Here is a 12,483-nt window from a genome sequence, read left to right on the forward strand (position 1 = left end):
TTCGTCAGGCAGCTGACCGTCGCATACACGCTGCCGCGCTTCGTCAGTTGCGCGACGAGCCCCGCGCCGATCAGCCCGCCTGCGGCGCGACTGCCTTCGACATCGCCACCGGCTGCACGAACGTGGCCGACGCCAGTTGCGTGCGCGCGTCGCGGGCCACGCGGTTGAACGCCACGCGCTGCGCGCCCTTCAGTTTCGCCGCTTTGGCGGCGTGCACGAGTTCGATCGGATCGACGAGGCGGGCATGCCGGCGCACCTCGAAGTGCAGATGCGGGCCGGTCGCCGTGCCCGTGCTGCCGACCGCGCCGACGCGTTGACCGCGCATGACGCGCGCGCCGGTTCGCAGCGTCGGCTCGAACGCCGACAGGTGCGCGTAGTACGACGCGTAGCCGCCGTCATGCCGAATCACCACGTACTTGCCGTAACCGCTCGGCTCTGTGCCGATGAACGTCACGACGCCGCGCTCCGACGCATGAACGGCGCGGCCTGCCGGCGCCGCGAGATCGACGCCCGAATGCACGTGACGCGCACCGCTCACCGGATGCACGCGCGTGCCGAACTGCGAACTGACGCGCGTCGCGGCGACCGGCATCGCGAAGCGCGCGCCGGCGAGCGGCATGCCGTCGAGTTCGTAATAGGCGCCCGGCGAGCCGGCCTGCGCGGCGAACCACACGGCCGCGACGCGCTGCCCGCGAAAGCGGATGTCGAGCGCCGTCACGCGTACGCGGCCCGGCCGCGTTGCGTCGTGGTCAGGCTCGAATGCCACGCGGAACGTGTCGCCATGCGCGCCGCGCTGCTTCGGATCGACGTGCCCGGCCAGCATGCGGACGATCTGCGCGGCGATGCCGGCCGGCAGGTCGGCGCGCGCCAATGACGCGCGCAGGCTGCCGACGATCGCGCCGGCGCGCGTACCGCGATCCGGCTGCGCGAGCGTGAACGGCTCGGCGGATGCCAGATCGACCGAACCGTGCACGAACGCCGACTGCGCGCCCGTCGCGGGCAACGCCGACGCCAGCCCGTAATCGAACCGCGACGCATAGCCGCGCTCGACCGCACCGCGCGCGGTATCGCACAGCACGCGATACGCGACGCAGGCGCCGAAGCGCGCCACCGGATCGTCGCGCCCGGGGCCGGCCGACACGTTCAACGCATGCGATGCGTAGGCGACGTCGAGCGGCGCGGCGGCCGATACATGCAGGCCGCCCCACGTCGTGCGCGCGGAATTGAAGAAAGGCACGTCGCCAAGGTCGGTGGTTTCCGCCGTCGCGGGCGCGACCGGCGCGGCGTCGTGAAACGCCTGCGCTGCCGCGCCCTGTGCGCCGGCCACGCAGGCCGCCGCGACGATGCCGCGCAGTAACGCGCGGCCAATCGGGAAACGGTGAACGCCGCGGGGTGCGGGTTGACCTTGCTCGCGTGCGACACGGAAACGCAGGTCTGACCGCATGACGTCGTCACTCGCTATTCAATGAAAAATCGGGAAAGAATCGGCATCGCGGAGGAACGATCGTCGCGATCCGGCTACTCGAAAGCGAGTGTATCGGCGTGGCCGAAACGGCTAAATAGGACTCGTCCTATTTGATATAAAACACCGCCTTTACTCGTACTAAACCAACACAACCGGAACGCCACGCATTCGCGCGAACCCCGCCGGGCCGTGTACAGTCGAGGGCTGCCGGCGCGCGACACGCGCCGCGCACTGTGTCTTCAAAACCGGAATCCCGTCATGTTTCTCGATCATCTTCATCCGGAACGCTGGACGTTCCTGTGGAACGCGTTGTCCACGCTCTCCGTCAAGCTGTCCGCCGGCCTGGCGCTGCTCGTCGCCGGCTGGTGGCTGTCGAAACGCATCGGCAACTGGCTGAACCGGCTGCTCTCCAACAAGGAGCGCGTCGACGACACGCTGCGGCCGATCCTCTGCGACGTCGCGGTGTGGGGCATCCGCATCGTCGCGATCGTCGGCGCGCTGTCGCAGCTCGGCATCGAAACCGCGAGCATCGTCGCGGTGCTCGGCGCGGCCGGCCTGGCCATCGGGCTCGCGCTGCAGGGCACGATGCAGAACATCGCGGCCGGCATCATGCTTCTGCTGCTGCGGCCGTTCAAGGTCGGCGACTACATCGACGGCGGCACGGGCGTCGCGGGCACCGTCGACGAGGTCGGGCTCTTCATGACGCGCCTCACGAAGCCGGACGGCATCTGCGAGTACGTGCCGAACAGCGCGCTGTGGGGCAGCTCGATCCGCAACTACACGCGCAACCCGACGCGCCGCCTCGATCTCGAAGTGGAAGTGTCCGTGCATGACGATATCGATCGCGCGCTCGACGCGCTGCGTGCGCTGGCCGAAGCCGATCCCGACGTGCTGCAGGACCCCGCGCCGGACGTAATGGTGATGCGCTTCGACGACAGTACGGCCGTCGCGAACATGCGCGTATGGACGCATACCGACAAGTTCTGGGCGATGCGCTGGCGCCTCGCGCGCCAGGTCCGCAAGACACTCGCCGACGCGGATTGCGCGCTGCCGATCCGCACGCGGGAATTGCACATCGTGCACGATGCGGAGCGCCGCGCGGACGGGGCGCGCGTGCGGGTTTCATAAGGCAGCGCGGCGCGCCCGGCGCTGCGCGAGTGAAGTTCTCGTCGCGCGTGCCGGTGCCGGACGCGTGACCGTTCATGCTTTTCAAACGCCCGTACACGGGCATCCGCTGTCGATCGTCATCCCATGGAGCGCTACCCGATGAAACGTCACTCTCCTGCCGCATTGTTTGCCGCCGCGATTGCCTGCGTGTTCGCATTGAGCGCCTGTGCGGCGCAATCGTCTGCGCCGGCCAATACGTCAGCGCCGGCCGACGCTGCCGCGCAAGCGGCCCCGCCGGTGGTCGGCGGCGATCGCGATGCGCACGGCTGCATCGGCTCGGCCGGCTACGCATGGTGCGAGCGGACGCAGCAGTGCGAGCGTCCGTGGGAACTCGCGAAGGCGCAGGGTTTCGCGAATTCGGCGCAGGCTTATGAGCAGTTCTGCCGGAACGGCGGAACGAAGTGAAGTGATGTAACCGTGAACGAGTCGCGGTGCAACGCCGCGACTCGATGATGTTCCGCTCTGCTGCACGGCATACGCGACCGCCCATTCCGCGCCGCCGATCCCCCGTCGATTTTCCCGCATCGCGCACCGTCATTCTGGAAACCCGGACGCACAAAAAACCCCACGAAAACAGGGATATTCGTCGGCTGCGACACATTGTCCGAGTTCGGTTATATTACGCGCCCCTTGCCACCCCGCCCCCGCACAACGCGTCGCGCGCGGCCTCTTTCAACGCAGCCTGAAGCGCCGTCCGCTCAGGCTTGCCGCCAGGGCCCCGGCGCGTGGCGCACCGTCGCGACGCAGGCACTTGCCTGCTCGCGGGAAGCCGATCCGAAGGTGTCCTTCCGAATGGCTTCGCGTGCGCAAATGCAACGGCGCGCAGCGCCGATCCGGAATTCCGGATTCGCGGTCCGGATCTCCGGATCCGCATTCCGGCGCCACGGAACCGCGCGCCGGGCGGCATGGCAAACCGATGCATCCAAGTTGAAAAAGGGATCTGCTGTGATCAAAACGTTACGGGTAATACTGTCGGCGCTCGCGCTGTGCGTCGCGACATCGTCCGCGCACGCCGCCGACACGAAGAAGGTCGACGTCCTGCTGGTGGGCGGCGGCATCATGAGCTCGACGCTCGGCGTCTGGCTGCACGAACTCCAGCCCGACTGGTCGATGACGATGGTCGAGCGCCTCGACGGCGTCGCGCTGGAAAGCTCGAACGGCTGGAACAACGCCGGCACCGGCCACTCGGCGCTCGCCGAGCTGAACTACACGCCGGAGAAGGCGGACGGCAAGATCGACATCTCGAAGGCGATCGAGATCAACGAGTCGTTCCAGATCTCGCGCCAGTTCTGGGCCTGGCAGGTGAAGCAAGGCGTGCTGAAGAACCCGCACGCGTTCATCAACTCGACGCCGCACATGAGCTTCGTCTGGGGCGACGACAACGTCCGCTTCCTGAAGAAGCGCTACGACGCGCTGCAGGCGAGCCCGCTGTTCCGCGGGATGCAGTATTCGGAAGACTACGACCAGATCAAGCAGTGGGTGCCGCTGATGATGGAAGGCCGCGACCGCAACCAGAAGGTGGCCGCGACGTGGACGCCGATCGGCACCGACGTGAACTTCGGCGAGATCACGCGCCAGTTCGTCGGCTACCTGAAGACGCAGCCGAACTTCACGCTGTCGCTGTCGAGCGAAGTGCGCGAGATCTCGCGCAACGCCGACGGCACGTGGCACGTGTCGTGGGTCAAGCTGCACTCGGATGAACCGCCGCAGGCCGTCGACGCGAAGTTCGTGTTCATCGGCGCGGGCGGCGGTGCGCTGCACCTGCTGCAGGCGTCGGGCATCCCCGAGGCGAAGGACTACGGCGCATTCCCGGTCGGCGGCTCGTTCCTCGTGACCGACAACCCCGAGGTCGTAAAGCAGCACCTCGCGAAGGCGTACGGCAAGGCGTCGGTCGGCTCGCCGCCGATGTCGGTGCCGCACCTCGACACGCGGATCATCGACGGCAAGAAGATCATCCTGTTCGGGCCGTTCGCGACGTTCTCGACCAAGTTCCTGAAGAACGGCTCGTACTTCGACCTCGCGAAGAGCACCAACCTGCACAACGTCGCGCCGATGATGCGCGTGGGCGTCGACGAATTCCCGCTGGTGCAGTACCTCGCCGGCCAGCTGATGCTGTCCGACGACGACCGCTTCAACGCGCTGAAGGAATATTTCCCGAACGCGAAGAAGGAAGACTGGCGCCTGTGGCAGGCCGGCCAGCGCGTGCAGATCATCAAGCGCGACCCGAAGAAGGGCGGCGTGCTGAAGCTCGGCACCGAGATCGTCGCGTCGCAGGACGGCAGCATCGCGGGCCTGCTCGGCGCGTCGCCGGGCGCATCGACCGCCGCGCCGATCATGCTGAACCTGATGCAGAAGGTGTTCAAGGACAAGGTCGCGACGCCCGCGTGGCAGCAGAAGATCCGCCAGATCGTGCCGAGCTACGGCACCAAGCTGAACGACAGCCCGGCGAAGGTCGTCGAGGAATGGACCTACACGAGCGACGTGCTGCAACTGTCGCCGCCGCCGAAGATCGACGTCAACGTGCCGTCGCAGGCAACGGGAACGACTCCGGCACATCCTGCAAAGGCGTCGGCCGACATGGCGCTGTAACGCGCGCGGCGCCGCGCGGCACTGTTTCGCCGGACGATACGGCCGCCCTCGGGTGAACTGCCCCCCCCAAAGCTGGACGTGATCCAGCCTTTGGGGCCAGTTCACCGGGGCGGCCGTTTCTCATGGGGGCCTCGGGCGATGCCCCGTCAGCCGGCCGGCGCCGCCCGCCACGGTCGCCCGCATCCGCTAGAATGCGGGCACGCGCGACCTCGTCGCCGCCCGATCCACCCCCCGCATCGACGCAACCCAAACGGCCGCCGGTGCGGCCCGCGCCCGAACCGCGCGAGCGCCGCACGCCGTTGCCGCGCCCGCCCGGGCGCGCCATCAACCGAATTCAGCTGGAGAATGACCGTGTTTACTTGCCGAAACCAGAGCTGCGGCACGCAGTGGGAAACGTCCGACGTCGTCATCAAGGACGAAGGCCAGGGGCTGCTGTTCCGCTGCCCGCTGTGCGGCGCCCGCAACTATCTCGAACGCTTCGAGGATGACGAAGGCAACGTCGTCTACGAGCAGATGGAAGGCCGCCCCTACCTCGGAGACCTGTCTTGACCCAACCGACCGCCACGCCGTTCAGCGCGCTGCCGCTAACGCCCGCCATGCTCGCGAACCTCGCGCAGCTCGGCTATGTCGACATGACGCCGATCCAGGCCGCCAGCCTGCCGATCGCGCTGGCCGGCCAGGACCTGATCGCGCAGGCGAAGACGGGCAGCGGCAAGACCGCCGCGTTCTCGCTGGCGCTGCTCGCGCGCCTCGACGTGCGCAGTTTCGACGTACAGGCGATGATCCTCTGCCCGACGCGCGAACTCGCCGACCAGGTCGCGCAGGAAGTGCGCCGCCTCGCACGCGCCGAGGAGAACGTGAAGGTGCTGACGCTGTGCGGCGGCACGCCGATGCGTCCGCAGGCGCAGAGCCTCGAGCACGGCGCGCACATCGTCGTCGGCACGCCGGGCCGCATCATGGATCACCTCGATCGCGGCAACCTGAAGCTCGACGCGCTGAATACGCTGGTGCTCGACGAAGCCGACCGGATGCTCGACATGGGCTTCTTCGACGACATCGCGAAGGTCGCGCGGATGTGCCCGACGACGCGCCAGACGCTGCTGTTCTCCGCGACCTATCCGGACGGCATCGCGAAGCTGAGCCAGCAGTTCCTGCGCAATCCGAAGGAAATCAAGCTCGCGGAACGCCACGACGACAGCAAGATCCGCCAGCGCTTCTATGAAGTGACCGAGGACGAGCGGCTGCACGCGGTCGGCCAGTTGCTGAACCACTACCGGCCGGTGAGCACGATCGCGTTCTGCAACACCAAGCAGCAGTGCCGCGACCTGCTCGACGTGCTGCACGCGCAGGGCTTCCACGCGCTCGCGCTGCACGGCGAGCTCGACCAGCGCGAGCGCGACCAGGTGCTGATCCAGTTCGCGAACCGCAGCTGCTCGGTGCTGGTGGCGACCGACGTCGCCGCGCGCGGGCTCGACATCGCGCAGCTCGAGGCGGTGATCAACGTCGACGTGACGCCCGACCCCGAAGTGCACGTGCACCGCATCGGCCGCACGGGCCGCGCGGATCAGGACGGCTGGGCACTGAGCCTCGCGAGCATGGACGAGATGGGCCGCGTCGGCGCGATCGAACAGGCGCAGAAGCGCGAGGTCGAATGGCATCCGCTCGCCGAGCTGACGCCGGCCGGCAACGACACGCTGCTGCCGCCGATGGAAACGCTGCAGATCCTCGGCGGGCGCAAGGACAAGATCCGTCCGGGCGACGTGCTCGGCGCGCTGACCGGCGACGCCGGGTTCGACGGCAAGCAGATCGGCAAGATCAACGTGACCGAGTTCTCGACCTATGTCGCGATCGAGCGCGGCGTCGCGCGCGACGCGCTGCGCAAGCTCAATGCGGGAAAGATCAAGGGCAAGCGGGTCAAGGTCCGGTTGATGGACGAGGAGGAGTAAGCGGGCCACGGCGCGGGCGGTCGCAGCACCGCCGTGCGCCGCCCCGTGCGTCACCTCAGTTCGGGATAGCCGTGCGCGGCGGCCCCCTGCGCGAACCGCGCAATCGTGTCGTAGTCGGCCGGCGACAGCCGTTCGAACCCCTTCAGCCTCAGCACGCGCGCCCGCTCCACATCGGCGGCAGCCGCGTGATCGAGCGCATCCTGCAACGCGACGACCTGCATATCCGCCAGCGCCCGCGATGCGACGAACGGCAAGCCCGGCGCGGAGGCCGTCGCGCCGATGATCCGGATGTCCTCCAGCAGACCGGGCAGCGCGTCACGTACATACGCGAACGTCACGCAGTCGATCGCCGCGCAATCGGCTTCTCCCGAGGCCAGCGCACGCAGCACGTTCAGGTGCGAACCGAACGGCGTGGCCGAGCCGAAGAACCGCCCGTCGTGCGCATGCGGCGCGACCGCGTGCCGGAATGCGTTCATCCCGCTGTGTGAATCCTCGCCGTTGAAGGCGGCCCGCAACCCGCGGCAGGCGGCGAGCGTCGTCGCCCCGCCCGCATGCACGCGCGCCGACACGACCAGCACGCTGCTGTAGCGTGCGCCGTCGCAGCCGTCCGCATCGAAAATCGGGGTCGCAATCAATCGCACGACGTCTCGCAAGCCGAGCATCCGGTACGGGTAGCCGCAGGTCTGCGACAGCAGCAGATCGTCGCGCCGCCACAGTGCCTGCAGGTCGTCGAACGGTGCGTCGGGCAGCACGACGTCGGCCGGCCCGCCCGCGTTCGCGAACGCATCGAGTGCGTCACGCAGCAGCGCGCGCCACAGGGCGGCGTGGCGCGGCGTCACGTTGTACATCGGCAGCACTGCGATCCAGGGGCTCATGCGGGCATTCTACGCATCGGCGGCGGCCCGGATGCTTATCGGCCGCAACACGATAAGCAAATGCGAATCGATTGGTTGGCGTGGCCGCCCCGCGCCGGTACCGTTCGAATGCCTGCCGGCGCCGCCACCGTGCGCGATGCCGGGCAGGCCGACCGTGATCCGCGAGACACCAGCGCACCCGGGCCGAGCGCCCCGGTTCCACCGCTCGTTCCCCGCACTGCCCGATCCATCCGCCTCAACGCCATGGCCGAATACTTCGACGTCGACCACGCGCGCGCGATCGCCGCGCTCGACGCCCGCTTCACCGCCCGCACCGAGTGGCCGACCTGGCTGCTGGTCGTCGTCATCTACGGCGGCTGGCTCGCCGTGCTGCTGCTCGTGCGCGAAGGGCGCCTGTCGCTCGCCGCCGCGACGCCGCCGCTGATCCTGCTCGGCGCGTGGCACCTGTCGCTGCAGCACGAGCTGCTGCACGGCCATCCGACGCGTTCCGCCTTCGTGAACAAGCTGCTCGGCTATCCGCCGCTGACGGTCTGGTATCCGTACACGCTGTATCGCGACACGCATCTCGACCATCACCGCGACGAAGACCTGACCGTGCCGGGCGTCGATCCCGAAACCAACTACGTGACGCGCGAACGCTGGGCCCGGCTGCCGCGCTGGCGCCGGGCGCTGACAGTCGCGCGCAAGACTTTCCTCGGACGCATCGTCGTCGGGCCGCCGCTCGCCATCGCCGCGACGTTCCGCGATGCGTTCGCCGCGTTCCGGCGCGGCGACTTCCGCTATCTGCCGATGTGGGCGACGCATGCCGCGTGCGTGGCCGCGCTGCTCGCGTGGCTGCAATGGGCAATCGGCGTGCCGTGGTGGTACTACCTGCTGGCCGTCACGTGGCCCGCGCTGGCGCTCGCAATGATCCGCTCGCTGTACGAGCATCGCGCCGCGCCGCATCCGAAGGCGCGCATCACGATCAACGAAGCCGGCTTCGCGATGCGGCTGCTGTACCTGAACAACAACTATCACCTCGTCCACCACGACCTGCCGAAGCTACCGTGGTACGACCTGCCGCGTGCGTACCGGATGCGGCGTGACGCGTATGCGCAGAAATGCGGCGGCTTCGTGATCCGCGGCGGGTATCGCGCGCTGCTCGCGCGCCATGCGTGGACGCCGACCGATCCGCCCGTGCATCCGTTCGACGAGGGCACGGCATCGCTGTCGACGGGCAGCGGCGTGAAAGTGGCGGTGGTCGACACGGTGTTGCAGATCAGCACCTGACGTCGCGCTCCGCGTTTCGGCACCCATCCTTACGAAAAGCCGACAACACCGATCGTCGCCGGCGAATTGCCAATCGCGCCGGCCATGCCCAGAATGGCGGCTCATCCGGGGCTCCGAACAATCATTCGCCCCGGCTCCGCCGCACGGCCGCGCGCCGCATTCCCCGACGACGATGCAATCGAACACCCCGCCCGGCGCGATCCGCACGATCGGCAACGACTGGTCCGTTTCCGCGATCACCGCAGGTTTTCTCGCGGTCCTGATTTCCTACGCGGGCCCGCTCGCGATCTTCTTCCAGGCGGCGCAGGCCGCGCATGCGTCCAATGAAATGGTGTCGTCGTGGGTCTGGGCGATCTCGATCGGCGCGGGCATGTCGGGCCTGTTCGCCAGTTGGAAGCTGAAGGTGCCCGTCGTCACCGCGTGGTCGGCGCCCGGCACCGCGCTGCTCGTCGGCCTGTTCCCGCAACTGACGCTCAACCAGGCCGTCGGCGCGTACATCACGGCCGCGCTGATCATCCTGGCGATCGGCGTCTCCGGCTATTTCGACCGGCTCGTGCGCCACATTCCGCGCGGCATCGCCTGTGGAATGATGGCCGGCATCCTGCTGCCGTTCGGCATGCATGCGTTCTCCGCCGCGACCGCGCAGCCGGTGCTCGGTTTCGGGATGATCGCGGCGTACGTGATCTTCAAGCGCCTGCTGCCGCGCTACAGCATCGTGCTCGTGCTGCTGACGGGCGCCGCGCTCGCGACGCTGCTCGGGATGACGCATCTCGGCAACGTGTCGCCGAGCCTCGCACGGCCGATCTTCATCGCCCCCGAATGGACGCTCGGCACGACGCTCAGCCTCGCGCTGCCGCTCGTCGTCGTCAGCCTCACCGGGCAGTTCCTGCCGGGGATGACGATCCTGCGCGTGTCCGGCTATCACACGCCGGCGCGCCCGATCATCACCGCGACCAGTGTGATGTCGCTGGTCGTCGCGTGCTTCGGCGGGATCACGATCGTCGTCGCGGCGATCACCGCGGCGCTGTGCACCGGCAAGGACGCGCATGAGGATCCGGACCGGCGGTATGTCGCGGGCATCGCGAACGGCGTGATCTATCTGACCGGCGGGCTCTTCGCGGGCACGATCGTCACGGTGTTCTTCGCGCTGCCGAAGGCGTTCGTCGCGATTCTCGCGGGGCTCGCACTGATCGGCGCGATCAGCGCGAACGTGCACGGCATCTTCGAGGACGAGGATCATCGCGAGGCGTCGGTGATCACGTTCCTCGCGACCGCGTCGGGGATGACGTGGCTCGGGCTCGGGTCGGCGTTCTGGGGGATCGTGATCGGGTCGGTGGCGTATGCGGTGTTCAATCTCCGGTCAGATGCGCATTATGCGCACGCACAGAAGCGCCAAGAGCCAATGGGCGGCGACCACGCCAACGAGATATCCGGCAATGACGAATGGCGGCCGGCGTCGCGCAAACAGGTAGAAACCCAGTACCGCAAAGAGAATCATCGGGCCGAAGACGTATGAGAACAGTTTGATTGTGCTCTGCATGGTTATGGCGCAAGCATCCACGCCGCCGCCACACTCGCCCACGCGCGGGATGCAGAGGCGCAAAAAGACCGAGCACAAATAGCTGTCAATCAACGTCCATATGACAACACTAGCGACGCCAGCAAGCCCGAATCCTACGGTCCCAAAGAAACGGCGCATTACTTGATTTCCCAAAAGAGTATCTGCTTGGAGTTGCGAAGGTCTGACCAACCGAAATCCGTGTCGGGGAGAAGTTCGTGCACACCGAAAACTCTGCCGAACGTTGATATCACACCAGGCACACTGCTGACCGTCATTCGCGAGGTGTTGAGCCAGGTGCGGCGTCGCCCGGGCGCTTGAGCAGGCCCACAATGCTTGCTGCAACAGATACGTCGGTTGCATCGGCGAATCGTGGGGCGTCCCGACCCGCCGCTCACTTCGTCACGGTCACTTCGACGCGGCGATTCCGTAACCTGCCCGCTACCGTGCCGTTGTCGGCGAGCGGATCGGCATCGCCCTGCCCGGTTACCGAGATGTTCTGCATCGGCACCCCCGCGGCCGCGAAAATCTGCGCGACCTGTCGAGCGCGAGCTTCGGACAGCGCCTGATTATTGCCCCGGGATATCCCTCCAGCCGGTATGTTGTCGGTGTAACCAACGACCTGCACGTGCGCAGCGGGTACCGATGCGGCAATGGTCCGCCCAACCGTAGCCATCATGGAAGCCCACCACGGCGCGACCGTCACGTCACCCGATGCGTACATGCCGTTGAACCGGAGTATCAGTGCGTTCGTCGCGACATCCTGATGCAACTCGACGTTACCGGCAGCCACCTCATTACGCAGGCTCGAGCCGAGCCGTTCCGACAAGGCGTCAAGCGAGGACGTCGTCGTAGCCGGCATGCCATGCATCCAACGATCCACCGCCGCATAACCCGCTGCTCCCAGCAACAACGCAACGGCAAGGCCCGCACCCATCCACCACCGGGTTCGACGCACCGGTACGGGACGCACCCATGGATCGACAATCGAATGCCGCGACGGCCGGATCGGCTCACTGTCGGGTATGTTGCCGAATCCGCCGGCCGCGACAACCTGGTGCACGACTTCGCGAATGCTCTGAAGCTGGGCCGAGCCATCGCTTGCAAAGCGATATCGCCCCTTGAAACCCAGACCGAGGATGTTCTGATACAGCTCGAGCAGATCGAGATGTTCTCGAGGACGACCCAGCGCTTCATCGATCAGTCGAAACACGCGATCACTTCCCTGCCGGTCGTGCCCCAGCGCCACGGCCAGGCTGTTCGACTGCCAGTCGACTCCCGTCGCCCCGCCGTTACCCCAACGCGTCTGCATTGCCGCTTCGTCGAGCGCGGCGCACAGGCAATAGCTCGCGCGAACCACGTGATCGGAGCGCAACTTCAACTCGTTGCAGACACGCGCGAACATCCTGAGCTCCTGTTCCAGCCACCAGCGTCGGTGCGCGACGGCATTGGGTTCCAGTCCAGCGGGCGTATCCGCCAGCGCTCGCAGCAAGATGCGCGCAGATTCAAACAGCGGATTGACCGCTTGCTCCGCGCCCCTGAGACGCGTAGCGAGCGGCGGGGATGCCGGCTCCCGGGCTGGACTTCTGGGATCGACCGTCGAAATCGTCACCG

At 67.3% G+C, this 12,483-nt stretch carries 9 protein-coding genes and 1 pseudogene; 7 read left to right on the top strand and 3 right to left on the bottom strand.

Annotated elements, in window-relative coordinates; translation table 11 throughout:
* Positions 1-70: 70 nt before the first annotated feature.
* Positions 71-1,444, bottom strand: coding sequence for a M23 family metallopeptidase (locus HWW87_RS26525; RefSeq protein ID WP_175822785.1), 1,374 nt, complete (start codon positions 1,442-1,444; stop codon positions 71-73).
* Between the two features lie 279 nt (positions 1,445-1,723).
* Here HWW87_RS26525 and HWW87_RS26530 point away from each other — a divergent pair, with 279 nt between their 5' ends.
* From HWW87_RS26530 to dbpA, 5 genes are all read left to right on the top strand, one after another.
* Positions 1,724-2,593: a mechanosensitive ion channel family protein gene (locus HWW87_RS26530; RefSeq protein WP_175822786.1), complete on the top strand. Its 870-nt coding sequence runs from the start codon at positions 1,724-1,726 to the stop codon at positions 2,591-2,593.
* Between the two features lie 138 nt (positions 2,594-2,731).
* Positions 2,732-3,037: a hypothetical protein gene (locus HWW87_RS26535; protein ID WP_175822787.1), complete on the top strand. Its 306-nt coding sequence runs from the start codon at positions 2,732-2,734 to the stop codon at positions 3,035-3,037.
* A 522-nt stretch (positions 3,038-3,559) separates the two neighbouring features.
* A complete protein-coding gene (gene mqo / locus HWW87_RS26540; RefSeq protein ID WP_175822788.1) occupies positions 3,560-5,221 on the top strand; it encodes a malate dehydrogenase (quinone) in 1,662 nt (553 codons plus the stop codon).
* Positions 5,222-5,572: 351 nt separating this feature from the next.
* Positions 5,573-5,770, top strand: a complete 198-nt coding sequence (locus tag HWW87_RS26545) for a hypothetical protein (RefSeq protein WP_040140903.1) — start codon at positions 5,573-5,575, stop codon at positions 5,768-5,770.
* Positions 5,767-7,167, top strand: coding sequence for an ATP-dependent RNA helicase DbpA (dbpA, locus tag HWW87_RS26550; protein WP_175822789.1), 1,401 nt, complete (start codon positions 5,767-5,769; stop codon positions 7,165-7,167). The genes HWW87_RS26545 and dbpA overlap by 4 nt, the downstream gene beginning before the upstream one ends.
* 50 nt (positions 7,168-7,217) lie before the next feature.
* Here the strand turns inward: dbpA and HWW87_RS26555 are convergent, their stop codons facing one another.
* Positions 7,218-8,042 carry a PhnD/SsuA/transferrin family substrate-binding protein gene (locus HWW87_RS26555; protein WP_175822790.1) on the bottom strand — a complete coding sequence of 275 codons (825 nt, stop codon included), beginning with the start codon at positions 8,040-8,042 and terminating at the stop codon, positions 7,218-7,220.
* A 243-nt stretch (positions 8,043-8,285) separates the two neighbouring features.
* Here HWW87_RS26555 and HWW87_RS26560 point away from each other — a divergent pair, with 243 nt between their 5' ends.
* Both HWW87_RS26560 and HWW87_RS26565 read left to right on the top strand, forming a co-directional pair.
* Positions 8,286-9,311 (top strand): fatty acid desaturase, encoded by a 1,026-nt coding sequence (locus HWW87_RS26560; RefSeq protein WP_175822791.1) that lies wholly within the window; start codon positions 8,286-8,288, stop codon positions 9,309-9,311.
* Positions 9,312-9,483: 172 nt separating this feature from the next.
* A pseudogene (locus HWW87_RS26565) lies at positions 9,484-10,665 on the top strand (benzoate/H(+) symporter BenE family transporter); the annotation flags it as partial.
* Positions 10,666-11,263: 598 nt separating this feature from the next.
* Here HWW87_RS26565 and icmH read toward each other — a convergent pair.
* On the bottom strand, positions 11,264-12,481 hold the full coding sequence (icmH, locus tag HWW87_RS26570) for a type IVB secretion system protein IcmH/DotU (protein WP_175822792.1): 1,218 nt from the start codon (positions 12,479-12,481) through the stop codon (positions 11,264-11,266).
* Positions 12,482-12,483: the final 2 nt, after the last annotated feature.

This window comes from Burkholderia sp. BCC0419 (assembly GCF_902830285.1).
GTDB lineage: Bacteria > Pseudomonadota > Gammaproteobacteria > Burkholderiales > Burkholderiaceae > Burkholderia.